At 69.6% G+C, this 17,331-nt stretch carries 6 protein-coding genes; 2 read left to right on the forward strand and 4 right to left on the reverse strand.

Going from position 1 to position 17,331, the window contains the following annotated elements:
- Positions 1-1,290, reverse strand: coding sequence for a glycosyltransferase (locus DBO33_RS22885; RefSeq protein WP_107656868.1), 1,290 nt, complete (start codon positions 1,288-1,290; stop codon positions 1-3).
- Between the two features lie 98 nt (positions 1,291-1,388).
- Between DBO33_RS22885 and DBO33_RS22890 the strand changes: the two genes are divergently transcribed.
- Positions 1,389-2,390 (forward strand): Gfo/Idh/MocA family protein, encoded by a 1,002-nt coding sequence (locus tag DBO33_RS22890; RefSeq protein WP_107656869.1) that lies wholly within the window; start codon positions 1,389-1,391, stop codon positions 2,388-2,390.
- Here DBO33_RS22890 and DBO33_RS22895 read toward each other — a convergent pair.
- From DBO33_RS22895 to DBO33_RS22905, 3 genes are read right to left on the reverse strand one after another with little or no spacing between them, the layout of a single operon-like run.
- Positions 2,373-3,437 carry an alpha/beta hydrolase gene (locus tag DBO33_RS22895; RefSeq protein WP_107656870.1) on the reverse strand — a complete coding sequence of 355 codons (1,065 nt, stop codon included), beginning with the start codon at positions 3,435-3,437 and terminating at the stop codon, positions 2,373-2,375. The genes DBO33_RS22890 and DBO33_RS22895 overlap by 18 nt on opposite strands.
- Positions 3,434-5,680 carry a thioester reductase domain-containing protein gene (locus tag DBO33_RS22900; RefSeq protein ID WP_234390993.1) on the reverse strand — a complete coding sequence of 749 codons (2,247 nt, stop codon included), beginning with the start codon at positions 5,678-5,680 and terminating at the stop codon, positions 3,434-3,436. Before DBO33_RS22900 ends, DBO33_RS22895 begins: the two co-directional genes overlap by 4 nt.
- Positions 5,677-15,741, reverse strand: a complete 10,065-nt coding sequence (locus DBO33_RS22905; RefSeq protein ID WP_107656871.1) for a type I polyketide synthase — start codon at positions 15,739-15,741, stop codon at positions 5,677-5,679. Before DBO33_RS22905 ends, DBO33_RS22900 begins: the two co-directional genes overlap by 4 nt.
- A 252-nt stretch (positions 15,742-15,993) precedes the next feature.
- Between DBO33_RS22905 and DBO33_RS22910 the strand changes: the two genes are divergently transcribed.
- On the forward strand, positions 15,994-17,322 hold the full coding sequence (locus DBO33_RS22910) for a cytochrome P450 (RefSeq protein ID WP_107656872.1): 1,329 nt from the start codon (positions 15,994-15,996) through the stop codon (positions 17,320-17,322).
- Positions 17,323-17,331 lie beyond the last annotated feature (9 nt).

Consider the following 17,331-nt stretch of genomic DNA (forward strand, 5'->3'; position numbering starts at 1 on the left):
TCAGGCCGATGTCGCGACGGCGAGTTTTTCCACCGCGTCCGCCGCGGCACGAATGCCGTTCTCGGCAGACACCACGCGGCCGAGATCCGCAGCGCGTTCGGCCGCTTCGGGCGTCAATGTCCGGACCAACGCGTCGTGCAACCGATCCTCGGTCAGCGACGGATACGGGAAGTCCGCCCCGATGCCGAGCGCCGAGATCCGCCAGCCGTAGAAGAACTGGTCGCTGTGCACGCCGATCACCACCGCGGGCAGCCCGGCGCGCAGCACGTCGTGAGTATTGCCGCTGCCGCCGTGATGGACGACGGCGCGGCAGCGCGGCAGGACGCGGTCGTAGTCGAACGAGTCCAGCACGAACAGCCTGCGGTCGTACCCGATGCCCCGGGGGAAACCGTCACCCTTCACCGTCACCAAGGCCCGAACCCCCAGCCTGCGGCACACGGCGTCGATCAGGTCGCAACTGCCGACGGGATCGAGGATCGGCATCCCGGTCATGCAGAAGTAGACGGGCGGCTCGCCCTCGTCGAGCCACTCGGTGAGCGCCGGATCGACCGCCGCCTCGCCCCACGCCGCGCGCATGTGCGACGGCAGGATCGGCGCACCGACGACGGTCGCCCGGTCCGGCCAGTCGCTCGGTTTCGGTAGCAGCACCGGACTCACCATGTGCACCAACGGAATACCTTCGGCGCGGATGCGGCGGAACGGATTCTGCGGCTTGCCCGGCAACCCCATCAGTTCGCGCACCCGCCGATCCATCTTGCGATACGCCAGCCCGTAGGCGAGTTCGAAGGCCGTGTAGCTCGCCAACCGCACGCGCCGAGAGTTCACCATGCGTTTGACCGTGAACGACGACGGAAATTCCGCGGTGCGTTCGAGCGGATACGGCAGCCCGCCGATCACCAGCTGCCCGGTCTTCTCCGCCCGCTCCATCGCCCACGGCAGCGTCGAGGCACACGACACGATCACCTCGGCCGATTCGCATGCGCCGCAGAGCACCTCGTGCATCCGCTCACCGCGCTCCCCCGCCATGATCTTCACCGTGTCCCGCATGATCTGCAGGAACGGCAGCGGGTTACCGGAAGACAGGCCGCGTTTGGCGGCGGGTGACTCCAGCAGCTCCGCGGAGTTGAACGGGATGACGTGCGGCTCGAAGCCGGAGCGCCGCACCACCTCCGCGTAATTCTCAGTGGCGGTGATCTCCCCCTGGTGGCCGCGCGAACGGAATTCGTCGGCCCGGGCGAGATACGGCTGATGGTCGCCCCGGGTTCCCGCGGTCAACAACGCGATACGCATACTCTCGACTTTCGTTCGTGATCTGGGCGTACATGGTCGGGATCGGCGGGAGTCGGCGCAGCCCGGCTGCGGTGCGTTGCCGATGTTAATGTCTGCGCATGACCGAAGACACGCGCCCCGGACTCCGGATCGGGATCCTCGGCGCGGCCGCCATCGCGCCTGCCGCCCTGATCGCACCGGCCGGGCGGAACCCGGAGGTCGTGGTGTCGGCGATCGCTGCGAGGGATCGGTCGCGGGCCGAGGAATTCGCCCGCAAGCACGACATCGCGCAGGTCTACGACAGTTATCAGGCGCTCGTCGACGCGCCGGATCTCGACGCGGTCTACATCCCGCTGCCCAACGGGCTGCACGGACGCTGGACCCGCGCCGCGATACAGGCCGGCAAACATGTGCTGTGCGAGAAGCCGTTTACCGCCAATGCCGCGGAGGCGCGCGAGATCGAGACGCTGGCAAGCAATTCCGGCGTCGTGGTGATGGAGGCCTTCCACAACCGCTACCACCCGCTGATCACCGGCGCCGAAAAGATCATCGCCTCCGGCGAATTGGGCAAACTGGTACGCGTGGAAGCGGCCTTCTCCTTCCCGCTGTCGAAGTCGTCCGACATCCGCTACGACTACCGCCTGGCGGGCGGCGCCCTGATGGACGCGGGCTGCTACCCCGTACACCTGGCCCGCGTGCTCGGCGGCGAGAACCCGGAAGTGGTTGCCGCACAGGCGAAGCTGCGCGGCCCCGACATCGATCGCGCCATGACCGCCGAGCTGCGCTTCCCGTCCGGCCACACCGGCCGCATCCGCTGCTCGATGTGGTCCGCGGACGTGCTCAGCGCCAGCGCCACCGTCATCGGCGAACAAGGCCGGATGCGGTTGCTGAATCCGATTCTGCCGCAGCTCGGGCATGTGCTGTCGGTCCGCTCCGTGGACGGCAGGCGGCTGCGGCGCTTCGGGCGTCGTCCCTCCTACGATTATCAACTCGACGCCTTCGTCGCCGCGGTACTGCGCGGCGAGCCGATCGCCACCGGCCCCGGCGATGCCGTCGCGACCATGACCGTCATCGATGCCATCTATCAAGCCGCCGGCCTGCCACTACGCCAGCCGAGCTGACGTCTCGTCGAGGAAATCGACGATGTGCCCGAACACGTCCAGCGCCGCGCCGCGGCCGATGAACGTGTCGAGGTGCCCGTAGGAAGGAACCTCGGTGTAGCGCACGTCGACTCCGGGATAACGCACCGAAAGTACGTCGTAGCACAGCTTGTTGGAGTCGAGCCACGCTTCGTTGCGGCTGCCCGCCAGCAACAGCACCGGGCAGTCGATTCGATCGGCACGGTCGAGCGCGTTCTCCGGGAGCGCGGCGTAGCGCTCGTCGTCGACGTTCCAGCGGACCACCGCGTGCGCCAGCTCCATCTGCCGCAGATGCGGCAGCACCGACAGCGGTATCGGGCCGAACAGGTCGGCGATCCGGTCGTGGGTGCGCACGTCGAGGTGGTCGTGCTCGAAGAGCTTGGCGCCCATCCCCCAGCCGTGCTGCACCATGCGGCAGGTCGGGTCGGGGCAGTCGCCCTTGCGGGACAGCGCGGCATAGAGCAGGGTGCGCCGGTTCCACAGCCCGACCTTGCGGAAGTCGGATTCGATATGGCTGACCCGGTTGCCGAGCAGCTCGCTGCCGAGCAACACCCGCATCCGCGCCGACGTGCTCACCTTCGGCGTCAGGAACACCCCCTGCGCGACCACGCCCGCCAGGCCCGGCAGCAGGCCACCGGTCATGCTCAGCGACAACGCCAGCGCGCCGATGCAGTGCGCGACGACGAACAGCGGGCGGTCGCCGATCTTCGCTCGGATCTGCGCGACCGTCGCAGGGAGGTCGTAGAGCGCGACATCGTCGAACGTGTAGGGCCGCCCAGAGGTGTTATGCGGCAGACGGCTGCTGCCGCGCCAGTCCAATAGCCACGACTGGTAGCCAGCGTCGGCCAGCACGTCGGTGACATTGCGGATCTCGGGCAGCGCGAACATCTCCGACGAAACCCCGTGCCCGTGTACGAGCAACACCGCCGGCCCGTCGGTAGGACCGACGCGGCGCAGTTCGAGGTCGATGCCGTCGGCGGCGCGGAACGAGATGACCTCGCCGCGGCCGAGTTCGGCTGATCGGGTCATCGGCGGTGCTCCTTACGCATGCCGCGGCGCAGATCCAGTAGATCGATGCCGACGCGGAGAACCGGCTCCAGCAGGCTCTTACCGAGCTGACCACCGAACCAGCTGAGCCACAACAGTTTCGCCAGCCGCTGCTGTCGTTCGGACAGTCGTGGATCGATCTCGATGCCGTCGATCTGGTCGGGCAGGTAGGTGTGCATCGGCACGGCCACCTCACCGGTGTACGACGCGGGCTCCCCGGTGCGGCCGATCTCGATCACCTGCGTGCCGAGCTGGCGGACCAGGCGACGCCGCGCAGCCGCGAACTTGTATCCCTCCAGCCACCAGGTGCCACCGGATGAATCACGCAGTGTCAGTTGGTAATGCATGATCGGGTGCCGCACCTCGTGCCGCAGCGGGGTGCCGTCGTGCGGCCGGACCGTCGCGGTGCCCTCGACCGTTAGCGGCTCCTCGTGCAGTTGCGAGCAGCTGAGTTCACCGCTCACGTCCAGCGTTCGCGCGCTGAACGCCTGGGCGCTGCTCGCGACGGACAGGGTCAACCGGAGGTCGCAGGGCAGGTCGGCGGTGTCACCGACCGGACCGACTGTCCCGGTGAGTGTTTCATGGAACCGCAGGTAGGGATCCTCGCCCTGCTGCGGTCCGAGGCCGGTCATGGCCGCGAGCATCTTCGCGCGGGCCGCCGGGGTCGGGACGACGGGCGCGGGCAGGCCATTGGCCGCCACGAAAGCGTCGGTGCGGGCGGCCGACGCGGGCGGCGCGGTCACCATGGCCGCGAGCTGCGTCCGGGCCACCGGGCTTTGCAGCACCTGCGCCAGCGATGCCAGCTCCGGCACCGGGCCGTCCTCGATCGCCTGTACCACGTCCGTGCACCACTGTTCCCAGTGCTGCACACGAATACCCAAGCCGCCCAAGGTGGTTTCGGCGACCACCTGTTCGAGCGAGGTGGGCGGCCCGGTGAGGTGATAGGTGTGGCCCCATGCGCTCGGCGTGCCGACGATCGCCGCGGCCACCCGGCTCACCCAATCGACCGGGGCGGCATTGAGGTATCGGAAGCCGGGCACGGTGCGAAAACGCATGAGGGCGGCGGTGATTCCGGAGCTGAGGTCACGCGGGTTGTGCGCGCCCGTCTCGGGGTGGCTGCCGATGCCGCCCGGGCGCAGGATCGTCACCACGAGTCCGTGTTCGCCCGCCCGGCGTAGCACGGCCTCGGCGGCCCACTTGGATCGGTCGTAGCCGATGGGCAGCGCGGCGACATTGGCAGTCGGCTCGTCCTCGCTCAGTGTGGTGGCGTCCGACCCGTTGAAGACCGCCAGGGAGGAGATGTGGTGCAGCGGTTTCGGGCGACCGGTGCAGGCCAGCTCGGCCAGGGTCAGCGGGCCGAGCACGTTGGTCCGGCGCAGTGACGGGTAGCCGCGCAGGAAATCCACCGCGGCGCCCGCGTTGACGATCGAATCGACTTCGGCGGCAAGGACTTCCCACCGCTCGTCGGTCAGGCCGAGCCGGGGCCTGCGCAGGTCGCCTGCCAGCGGTGTCACCCGCCGGAGTACCTCGCGCGACCACGGCAGTGCGAAGCGTCGCAGGGCGTGCTCCAACCGCTGCGCGGCGGCGGCCTCGTCGTCGGCCCGGATCAGGCACACCACGTGTGCTTCGCTGTGCCGCAGTAGATCCAGCAGCAGGTGGCTGCCGAGAAACCCGGTGACCCCGGTCAGCAGGATGCGGCGCGGTGCGACCCGCTCCGGTGCCGCGACCAGCGGTAGCCGGTCGGCGCCCGCGAGGTCGGCGAAGAGTTGCGCGAGGTCGTCGGTGTCCGGCTGCTCGTCCGTGCGCGGACCGGCGGACTCGGGATGGTCGGCCAACCAGCGGTTGGCCAGCCTGCGCGGGCGCGCGTCGAAGAACACGGTGTCGAGATCCGGGTGGATATCGAGCTCCCGGGCCAGTGCCGCAACGAGTTCCACCGCGGCGAGGGAGGTGCCGCCCGCGTCGAAGAAGTCGGTGTCGGCGTCGATCGGCGTCTCGGTGAACCGATTCGCTACGGCGGTGATCGCCGCCGCAAGCGTCTCGGCATCCCACTGCCGCACGCTCGTTACCACTGACGGGCGTGCTGGCTCGACCACCGGCGCCGTGCCGGTGCGAGCGAGCAAGGCGGCGACATCCATTGCGGCGGTGCCCCGTTCGAGGGATTCACCGCGGCGGCGGCGGTCGACCGCGGAGTTGCGCACCGAAGTTCGCTCGTCTGGACCGGTCACCGGGTCACCTCCGCATCGTTCGTTGCCCAGGACCGGAACTCGCGCAACCGATCCGGTGTCACCGAAACATCCAGTCGCTGTTCGTCGGCGCTACCACCGAGCCGCCCGATCAAGCGCCGAGCCGGTTCGTTGCGCTCGGTGTGCTCGACCGAGATCTGCACCGTCGGGCAGCCGAGAGCCTCGGCCCGGTCCGCAGTCCAGCCGAACAGTCGTTCCTCGACGCCGCGCCCGAGGGCACGGCAGCTGAGCTGCCACCCGGTGATCACCAGGCGGTCCGCGTCCACCCGTAGGGCGAGCACCGAGATCAGGCCGTACTCGCCGAAGCGGTCCCGCGCCGTCGCCGTCCACACCTCGCCCTCGGCGCGCCACCGGTCCAGATCATCGACGGTGACGGCAGCCAGGGTGAACTGTGTGGTCCGCCGCACCAGCTGGCGTGCGCGCTCGAGCGTGGCGTCGGTCAGTGGCTCGAGCTCGACCTCCAGGTTCAACTGCGCGAGGAACTCCGCGAATTCCGCTGTGGCGCGGGCACTGTCGCGCTGCTGCTCGTGACGATAGAAGTCGGCTCGGGTCCGGTCTTCCGCCGTCGCCGCGATCGGCACCATCGGCCACAGTCGAGTGAGGAAATCGGTCACCTCGTCGGCGGGCGGGCACGTTACCGAGAGCACCTCGGGCAGCTGCGCACGCATGCGCGCCACCTCGACCGGGTTGTCGTCGAGGTAGCAGAAGCTGTCGAGGCCGAGTCCCAGCGTGCGCGCGACCTCCGCCAGCCGCTCGGGCTTGCCGTCCCAGCCGGTGGAGACGGCCGCGAAATCCGCAGGGCGCAGCGGACTGTCGGGCCGGTCCAGGATGACCTGAACGACATCTTCATCGTTGTTGCTGATCAGCACCAGTAGCGTTCCTGCCGCGCGCCATTGGGCGAGCCGTCGGGCCAGCGCGCGGCGCGGTGCATCGAAAACCACGGCAGCGGCGCCGATTTCGCCCGCCGTCCCGCTCCACAACGTGTCGTCGCCGTCCACCGCGATCACCTTCGGGGCGGGTTCGGTGACCGCGCCGACTGTCGCCACGAGGGTGAGCGCTACCGCCGCCTGGAACTCCGGCGTGAAGGGCAGATGGGCGAGGATCTCGGTCCGGTCGTCGAAGGGCTGATTTACCGGATGGTGTCGCGTCCATGCGCTCGGCTCCAGCACCGCGACGCCCGGAACATCACTCAGGCGTTCGGCGACGAGCCGCTCCCAGGCGAGCAACCGGTCCGCCGGGCGCGCCGACGGCAGCAGGCCGACGATGAGCGGCCTGCGGGTGCGCTCGGCCACCTCGCGCACCGCCGCTGGGTACTCGGCGGCGAGTTCGGTGAGCAGATCGTCGGATACCGCACCGAAGCGTTCCAGATCCGTGGCCCGCAGCAGCACGATGCCGAGCGCAGTGGAGGGCTGCGCGAACACGCCCGACGGGTCGCGCAAACAGGACAGCACATGGTGATAAGGCGCTTCGGCGACGGTGATCGCCGTGCTGTCCGACGACGCCGCCACCATCAGTTCGGGCAGCCTGCCCAGCGTGAAGGTTGCGGCCAGAGCCGTGCGCGCCCCGGAGTCCGATTGCTGCGCAACGGTTCCCGGCCGAGCAGGCGCACCAGGGTCCGCGACTGCCGCCGCGACCGTCGCCAGGTATTCCGTCCCGAACTCGGTGCAGGTGCGCGCGTCGATGATGTCGCTGTTGTAGGTGAACCACACCTGACCGGTGTCCGGCAGCACCGCGACCATCAGGTCGAGATCGGAGTAGCCGGTACTGACCGGAACGACCTCGACCGGTGCGACCGCGGAATTCGCGCGCAGGTAGTTGAAGTACACCTCGATCAGCGGCGCGTTCGCCCGGTACAGGCCCTCGGTGGCGAGTGCGGCGAGCACGTCGGCGAAGCCCGCGCCGGGCGCGAGCAGCGTCCGCAGCCCCTCACCCGTGCGACGCAGCACATCGGTGACCAGGTCACCCGCCGAGACCGCCGCGGGGAACGGCACGGGCACACCGAAGTACCCAACGGCGTCGGTCGCGTCGGCGTGCATGCGGGTGTCCACCGGAACCGCGAGGGCGAAGCGGTCGACCTGCTGGCGACGGGCCAGCAGCATGGTCAACGCGCCGAGGAAGACCGCTGCCGGCGTGATGCCGAGATCGCGGGCGCGGTCCGCGACCCGATCGTGCAGGCCGGCGGGCATGTCCAGCGCGACCGATCCGGCACCGTAGCTGCGCTGGGCGGGCCGTGGCTGCGCCAAGGTCAACTCGAGCCTGCGCGCCCCGGCGAAGGCCGCGCGCCAGCGGGTGACCGCGGCGTCGTCGCCCGCGCGCTTGCTCGGCTGGGCGGCGAGCAGCTGATGCATGTCCCGGTTGGTCACCGTGTCGTCGAGTTGTGCGCCGGACAGCTCCGCGGCGAGCTCCCCCGCCACGAGCAGCATCGATTGCACATCGCTCATGCTGTGGTGCGCGCCGAAAAGCACTACCTGATCGGCGGATTCGGCGTTGAGCAGTTCGAACCGCCACAGCGGACCGGTGGCCAAATCGAACGGCCGCGCCATCAGCGCACGGAAATGCTCTTGGACCACTGCGTCATCCAGGTGGTCGAGGTCGCGCCACCCGACCAGGGCGCCGGGCTCGCGGCGGATCTCCAGCTGCCGTCCGTGCTGCTCGCTCGGTGCGATGGTGGTGCGCAGCGCGGCATGTCTGCGCGCCAGGCGGGCCAGCGCCTGCTCCAGCTGTGCCCGGGTGACCCGTGCGGCCACCCGCACGGCGACACCGCCGGTCTGCGCGGCGCTCGGGATACCGAGCTGTTCGGTCCGCAGCAACCGCATCATGTCCCTGGTCACCGGCAATGTTTCGACGTCGGGTACCTCGGCGGCCGCGGTGCCCGAACCGTCGGAAGCGGACTGCCGCAACACTTCTCCGACGAGATACTCGGCCAGCTCGGTGAGGTTCTGCTCCGCGAGCATCGCGCCGAGCGGCACCGTGACGCCGGTATGCTCGCGCACCTTGTTGCGCAGTTCGACCGCCATCAGCGAGTCGAGACCCAGGCTCTGGAAGGTCTCCTCGGCCGCGACCGTCTCGCTGCCGGAATGACCGAGCACCTGGCCCGTCCACTCCGCCATCGCGGCCATCGCCATGGTGACCGCCGCCGCCCGCGGGACGGCCCGAAGTTGTTCGGCGAAACGCGTTCCCGCCGCCACGTCCACGGTCGAGTGGTCGGCCACGGCGCGACGCGGTGCTCGTCGCACGAGGCCGCGCAGCAGCGGCGGAATGGCCGGTCCGCGCCGCAGCACATCGGTATCGAGCAGCAGCGGCACCAGAATCGGATCCTCGAGGCGCAGTGCGGCGTCGAAGCACGCCATGCCCTCCGGCACCGAGAACGCACGGATGCCCGCACGGGTGATCCGCCGGATGTCGGCCTGCGACATGTGGTCGTGCATATCGACCTCCCACGCGCCCCAAGCCAGCGACTGCGCGGGCAGCCCGAGTGCCCGGCGGCGCAGCGCCAGCGCGTCGAGATAGGCGTTGGCGGCGGCATAGTTGGCTTGCCCGGGAGTGCCGAACAGTCCGCCCGCCGCGGAGAACAGCACGAACAGCGAGAGCTCCCGATCGGCCGTCAGCTCGTGCAGATGGTGTGCCGCATCGACTTTCGGGCGCAGCGCGGCGTCGAGCTGTGCCGGAGTCAACGCCGCGAAGGTGCTGTCGTCGAGGACGCAGGCCGCGTGGATCACGCCGGCCAGCGGCATGCCGTCGAGCAGCTCGGCCAAAGCCGCGCGGTCGGCGATATCGCAGCGCGCGAATCGTGGACGCACCCCGCGACTTTCCAGGTCGTCTCGCAACTCCGCACCACCGGGTCCGTCGATGCCGCGGCGGCTGACGAGCACCAGATCTCGCACGCCGTACGCGTCGGCCAGGTGCCGGGCCAGCGCCGAACCGAGCCGCCCTGGAGCACCGGTGATGAGTACAGCACCATCCCCGAGGGACACCCGGTCAGCTGCTCGGGCCGCGTTCTCGGGCAGCCGGGCCAGTCGCGGTACGAATGCCACACCGTCGCGCACGGCCAATTGCTGTTCGCCAGTGGCGAGTAGGGCGGGGATGTCGACCTCGGGATCGGCCGAATCGATCAGCACGATCCGGCCCGGATTCTCCGACTGCGCCGAGCGCACCAGTCCCCACACGACCGCACCGGCCGGATTCGGGCTGTCCGCGCCGGGCAGGGCCACCGCACCGCGCGTGCGCACGACCAGCGTTGACTTCTCGAATCGGCTGTCGCCCAAGATTGTTTGCAGCGTCGCCATCATCTGCTGAGCGATGTCGTGCACCTGGCGCGGCGAATCTCCTTCGGGCACCGGCACAATGAGCGCGTCGACGGTTTGCGAAGCGGCCGAACCCCAGTCACCGACGGTGAGCGTCCGGTCCGGCATCGGCAGCGCGTGCTCCAACCACGCCATCCGGAACATGCGACGGAACGCGGGAGCGACCGACGCCGCGTCCCATTGCGCGGCGGCGACCGGGCGCAACAGTACCGAGCCCACCGATACCACCGGCCGTCCGGTCCGGTCGGTCGCGACCATGGTGACGGTGTCGGGTCCCGAGCGCGTGAGCCGCACGCGCAACGCGGTGGCACCGGTGGCCCACAGCGCCACGTCGGTCCACACGAACGGCAGCATGGCGTGCGCACCGTCGGCGGCGAACAGGGCGGTGGCGTGCAACGCGGCGTCCAGCAGGGCGGGATGGATGCCGAACTTCGCGGCGTCGCCGTGCGCGACTTCGGCCAGCTCGACCTCGACGAAGATCTCGTCGTCGCGCCGCCATGCCGCCCGCATCGCCCGGAACAGCGGACCGTACTGGTGGCCGCGCGCGAACAGCTCGGTGTACAAGGCTTCGACGTCGACGCGCACCGCGTCCGCGGGTGGCCACGCCGCCGAATCCGTTTGGGGCGGAGCCTGTTCGAAATCCGCGCCGAGCATGCCATCGGCGTGCAGCAGCCACTGCGCATCCGAATCGTTGTCGTCGCGCGCGTAGATGCGTACCGTGCGGCGTTCGTCGGCATCGGCACCGCCGACCACCGTCTGGATCTGCACGGCGCCACGCTCGGGCACCAGCAGCGGCGCCCGCAGTACCAGCTCACACAGCACCGGCGCGTCCGCCTCGTCACCCGCACGGACGGCCAGTTCGACCAACGCGGCACCGGGCAGCAGCACCGCGTTCGGTCCGGCGTGATCGGTCACCCACGGCTGCTGCTGCCGCGACAACCGGCCGGTCAGGCTGACACCACCCGAATCGGGCTGCGGCACAACGGCACCGAGCACCGGATGGGCGGCATCGGCGAGCCCCAGCGACGTGGTGTCGCGGTTGGCTCCCTCGGTCCAGAACCGCCGCTCATCGAAAGCGTAGGTGGGCAGCGCGACTCGGCCGTGCTCGGGAACCAGCCTGGTCCAGTCCAGTTCGTGGCCCGCGACGTACAGCGCGGCTTGCGCCCGGGCCAGGCAGGTCGGCCCGTCCTGGTCCCGCACCAGCGAGCCGACGGACACCACCTCGCGGGAGATCTCCTCCGACACGGTCTGCACGGCCGCGGCCAGCGACGGGTGTACACCCAGTTCGACGAAGTACCGGTACCCGTCGGCGATCATGCGCTCGATCGTCGCCGCGAAGCGCACGGTCTCCCGTGCGTTCCGGTACCAGTAATCGGGTCCGATCGGTTCGCCTGTCACGGGCTCGCCGGTCACTGTCGAATACCATTGCGTCGCTGGCACATCCGCCGACATACCGGCCAGCTCGGCGGCGAACGGATCGCGGATGGACTCGATCAACCCGCAATGCCCGGCGAAGCCGGGGCCGGAGGCACCGAGTCGCGTGTAGGTACCCGCGCGGTCGAACTCGGCCAGCAGTTCTTCGACCGCGGCCTGCTCCCCCGCCACGATGGTCGAACGCCGCACGTTCACCGCCGCGATGGACACCCGCCCGTCGAAGGCCGCCAGCCGCGGGACGACCTCGGCCTCCGGCAGGCCGATCATCGCCATCGCACCCGGTTCGGCAATGGCCTGCATCAGGCGACTGCGTGTGAGGACGATCCGTGCGGCATCGCTCAATTCGAGAACACCGGCACAGTAGGCGGCGGCGATCTCGCCTTGGCTATGGCCGATCACCGCGTCCGGGGTAACGCCGACCGCGCGCCAGCTCGCCGCCAGCGCGGCCATGGTCGCGAACAGCAGCGGCTGCACGACCGGGAAGTCGATGAGGTCCGCCGCGGTCATGCTGGTCAGCTTGTCGACCAGCGACCAGCCGGTGTACGCGCCGAACGCCTTGTCGCACTGCTCGAATTCGGCCCGGAACGCCGCGGAGTCGGCGAGCATGTCACGCGCCATGCCGACCCACTGAGCGCCTTGCCCCGGGAAGATGAACGCGGTTTTCGCGTTGGTGAGCACCGCACCGGCGCCGAGGACGGCGTTCGCCGACGACCGCCCGTCCACCAGATCATGCAGCGCGCCGATCATCTCGTCTCGATCGGCGGCCACCGCCACCGCACGCCGCTCGAACTGAGTGCGCTGCAATGCGAGTGCGCGCGCGACCGGTCCCGGCTCCAGCCGCGGATCGGCGACGACCAGGTCGAGCAGCCGCTCGGCCTGGCCCTGCAACGAGGCCTGGCTGCGCGCCGAGATCGGCAGCAGCACAACCCCACGACTGTCCGGCGCCGCGACCGGCGCGGGCTCTACGGGAGCTTCCTCCAGGATCAGATGCGCGTTCGTGCCGCTGAGCCCGAAGGCACTCACCCCGGCGCGACGCGGCCGGTCACCTCGTCGCCACGGCATCGGCTCGGCCTGCACCGCCAAGCCGCTGCTCGCCCAATCCACCTGCGGTGACGGCACACTCGCGTTGAGGGTCGCGGGAATGCGTTCATGCTGTAGCGCGAGCACCAGTTTGATGATGCTGCCGACGCCGGCCGCCGCTTGCGTATGCCCCACATTGGATTTCAGCGACCCGAGCCCGAGCGGGCGCTCCGGATCACGACCCGGCCCGAACACCCGGGCTAGCGCCCGCGCCTCGATCGGATCGCCGAGCGCGGTACCGGTGCCGTGCGCCTCGACATAATCGATCTCGTGCGGCGCAAGACCCGACACCCGCAGCGCCGAGCGCAGCACCTGTTCCTGCGCAGCGCCGTTGGGGGCGCTGAGCCCTTGGCTACGGCCATCCTGATTGACGGCCGAACCACGAATGACCGCGAGCACCCGGTCGCCGTCGCGGCGTGCGTCACCGAGCCGCTTCAGCAGCAACAGACCTGCGCCCTCCGCCCACACTGTTCCGTCGGCGGCCGCGGAGAACGGCGCGCTGCGGCCCGTCGGCGACAGCACGCCCAAGCGGCACAGTTCGATGTGCGCGGTCGGTGACATCAGCAGCGTGGCGCCACCGGCCAGCGCGAGATCGCACTCGCCCGCGCGCAGCGCCTGCATCGCCAGGTGCGTCGCGACGATCGACGAGGAACACGCGGTGTCCAAGGTGACCGCGGGCCCGTGCAGCCCGAGGGTGTAGGAGATCCGGCCGGACGCGACACTCGGCGAAAGACCGGTGCCCACTTGGCCGTTCAGCTGTTCTGGAGCGGGGTCGGCCAGATAACCGGTGCTGTACACGCCGAGGTAGACACCGGTCGCGCTGCCGTGCAAGCTGCGCGGATCGCGCCCGGATCGCTCGATCGCCTCCCAGCTGAGCTGCAGCATCATCCGCTGCTGCGGATCCATCACGGTCGCCTCGCGCGGGCCGATCCCGAAGAAAGCGGCATCGAAACGATCGATGCCGTCGACGTAACCGCCGCGGAACGTGTAGGCCTTGCCTGGCGCGGACGTATCCGGGTCGTACAGCCCGTCGATGTCCCAGCGGCCTGCGGGCATGTCGGTGATCGCGTCACCGTTACCGTCCAGCAGCCGCCACAACGCTTCCGGGGAATCCGCGCCGCCCGGGAATCGGCAGGACATCGACAAGATCGCGATCGCGTCGTCGTCCGCGTCGTCGGTGTCGTCTGCCGTGACGGCAGCCTCGGGTTCGGACGTGCTGGGTTCACCAGCCGTGACGGAGGCCAGCACCGTAGCCACCCCGTCGATGGTGGGGTGATCGAAGAACAGATTGGTATCGAGAAAGCGTCCGACGAAATCGGACAGATCGACCACGAGCTCCACCAAATCGGCCGAGCCCAACCCGAATTCGACCAAGGGTCGGTGGATATCGATGCGTTCGGGGTCCAGATCCGCGTGCCGCGCGATCGCGGTCACCAGCCAGGCGCGCAGCGACTCGGCAGACGGCTGGTCCCCGGCCGCGGCGGCGGGCTCCTCGGTCACCGCTTCCGGGTCGTAGTCGTCCAGTTCGTCCTCGGGTGAGCGCACGGCACCCGCCAGCAGCGTCAGCAGCTCGCCGGACAGATACGCGGCCCGGCAGGCCGAACGCTGGATCTTCCCGCTGCTCGTCTTGAAGATGGTGCCCGGCCGAATCAGCAGCACCGCCGCGAGAGTGAGCCCGTGCTCGGTCGCCACCGCGGCGCGCACCGCGCCCTCGAGTTCGACCAGGTCCTCGCCGCGCACCTCGGCCACCACCACCGGCTGCTCGCCGTCGAGCCCGAGATCTACTGAGAACGCGGCGACACAACCCGCACGCACCGCGTCGTGCGCGGCCTCGACGGTCGATTCGATGTCCTGCGGGTAGTGATTGCGGCCGTCGACGATCAGCAGATCCTTGCGCCGACCAGTGACGAACAGTTCACCCCCGGAACACAATCCGAGATCCCCCGTGCGCAGGTAGCGTCGATCATCACCGGGCAGCGTCGCGCCGAACACCTGGGCAGTGGCCTGCTCGTCCCGGAAATACCCTGCGGCAACACTGTTTCCGGCGACCCAGATCTCGCCTTCGACACCCTCGGCTTGCTCGACGCCATACTCGGGAGCGACGATCGCGATCGACATGCCCGCCGCCGCAGGCCCCACGCCAACCAATTCGGCACCCCGCGCGCGGTCGCCCGTCACCTCACGGAACGTCGGCGGCGCCGTAATGGACGGCGCGGTCACGATCAGCGTGGCCTCGGCCAATCCGTAGACCGGCTGATGAGATTCGGCGCGGAATCCGGCCCGGCCGAACGCTTCGGTGACCCGTCGCACCGTCGCGGGACGCACCGGCTCGGAGCCGTTGAACGCTGCCCGCCAGCTACTCAGATCCAGCCGCTCGATCTGCTCCGGCGCGATCCGGCGCACGCACAGTTCGTAAGCGAAGTTCGGTCCACCGCTGGTGTGCGCGCGATAGGTACTGATCGCTTGCAGCCACCGCTCGGGCCGCTGCAAGAAATGCAGCGGCGACATCAGCACGGAGTTGGCACCGAGGTACACCGTGTGCAGCAGCGGCGCGATGAGCCCCATGTCGTGGTACATCGGCAGCCAACTGGCGAAAAGCGCGCCGTCCCACCCGTCCGCCAGCACACGATCGTGGCCGAGCCCCGCGACGAGCGCACGCTGGTTGTGCAGCAGGTTCTCGTGGGTGAGCAGGACGCCGCGCGGCGCACTGGTCGAGCCGGAGGTGTACTGAATGAACGCGACCGACTCCGCGCCCAGCTCCGGCTCGCGCCACCGCGCTGCCTGATCATCGGCGATCTCGTCGGTGGCCAGCCAGCGCACACCCGCCAGCTCGGGAATCTCCGCGCACAGCGCCGCCGCGTCCGCGACCACCCGCCGCGGCGCCAGCACCACCTCGACCTCGGCGTGCGCGACCATCCGGCGCAGCCGCCGCAGCGACCGGTTCTCCCACTCCGGCAGCGGCGCGGGCACCGCGACCACACCCGCTGCGAGACAGCCGAAGAACGCTTCGGCAAACTCCGGGCCAGCCGGGTACAGCAGCAGAGCCCGCTGCGGTAGCCCCTCTTGCAGAGCGGCCGCGATCGCCCGAGCGCGCGTACCCAAGTCCGCGTACGAGATCTCGCGGACGACACCGTCGACGTCACCGCTGTCCAGGAACCGGTACACCACATCGGTCGGCCGCTTCTCGACCTGGGCGAACAGGGTGTCGACGAAAGTGTTGTGCACGAGCTGCTTCCTCTAACGGTGGAGCCTGAATCCGGCCGGTCCTGGTCCCCTGGTCTACGAGGAGTGGCACACGGTGCGTGGTGACTGTCAGTGCCACAATATAGCTGCCGGTACGCCGGTCTCCGACCTCCACAAGATCAACAACGCGCTGGTCGCAGCCCCGAAAAATAGGGGCAGCAACGTCACGGGCACCATTGCCGCCGCGCCGATTTCGGGTTTGCGCGCAGCGGAACCACCGGTCAGGATGGCCCAGTGCCACAGACCTCCGTATCGCTGCGCGATCTGCCCCGCCTCCGCAATCGCCACCTCGGGCAGATCGGCGGACTGATGCGGCCAGGCACCCACGAGTCCCCGCTGCTGGAGCTCGGCGAGCGGTTCGTCATCTCGCCGCCGGGTTTTCCGACCATGCTGGTCACCTACGACATGGACGACGTGCGCGACCTGTTCACCAACCACGACGACTTCTCGATCGGCCAAGTGCTGAGCCGGTTCTCCAGCCACGACCAGATGTTCGGCAAGCAGACCCTGATCTTCCTCGACGGCGACGAGCACCGCCGCGAACGCAAGCTGTTCGCCCCGCCGTTCCAGAGCAAGGCGCTGCGGTCCTACGAAGAACTCATGGTCGAGGTGGTCGAACGCGAGCTGCCCAAGTGGCCGGTCGGCGAGCAGTTCGAGTTCCTGACGGCGGGTTACGATCTGGCTATCGGAGTGCTACTCGGCGTCGTCTTCGGTGATGTCGCGCCGGTCCGCCGAGATCGGCTGAAGCGCGCGGTGCAGGCCTGGTTCGGCGAGATCGAAAGCCGCGGGTTCCTCGCGGTCACCCTGATCACCCCGCTGGTCGGCGGTTACACGCTGCCGTACCCGCCGCTGCGGCGCCGCCAGGCCGAGGTCGACGCCGTCATCATCGAGGAGATCGCGGCCCGGCGCGCCACGCCCGGCGACGCGAGCTCCCGAAAAGACGTGCTGTCCCGCTATGTCGGCACGGAACTGGACCAGCACGACGACGCCGCGCTGGCCCGGAACATGCGCGGCATCCTGCTCGGCGCCTACGAGACCACCGCGATCACCCTCGGCTGGATCGCCGCCATGCTGGCCGGCCACCCCGAGGCCATGGCCGAACTGGACGCGGCCGTCGACGCGGGCGACAGCGCCCGGCTCGACGCCTACCTCGACGCCGTCGTCGCCGAAACGATGCGGCTGCGACCGGTCTCGCCGTTCACCGGCCGACGGGCGTTGCGCGACACCGTGATCAACGGAGTGCACATCCCCAAGGGCGCCATCGTCATCGTCCCGATCCTGCTGATCCACGAATCACCGCGGCACTACCAGGATCCGATGGCCTTCCGTCCCGAGCGTTTCCTCGACGAGCGGCCCAGCGGCCACACCTGGCTCACCTTCGGCGCGGGCCCGCACCGCTGCCTCGGCGCCCAGTTCGCCCTCGCCGAGGCGCGCATCCTGTTCCGCGTCGTCCTCGAGAACCGGCGCATCGCGCCGGCTCCCGGCCCCATCGAACCGCCACGCCGCTATCACACCGGCTTGAGCCCGGTGCACAACGCCCGAATCACGTTGCTGCCGCGCTGATCCGGGCCA

It is taken from the genome of Nocardia suismassiliense, assembly GCF_900269665.1.
Lineage (GTDB): Bacteria > Actinomycetota > Actinomycetes > Mycobacteriales > Mycobacteriaceae > Nocardia > Nocardia suismassiliense.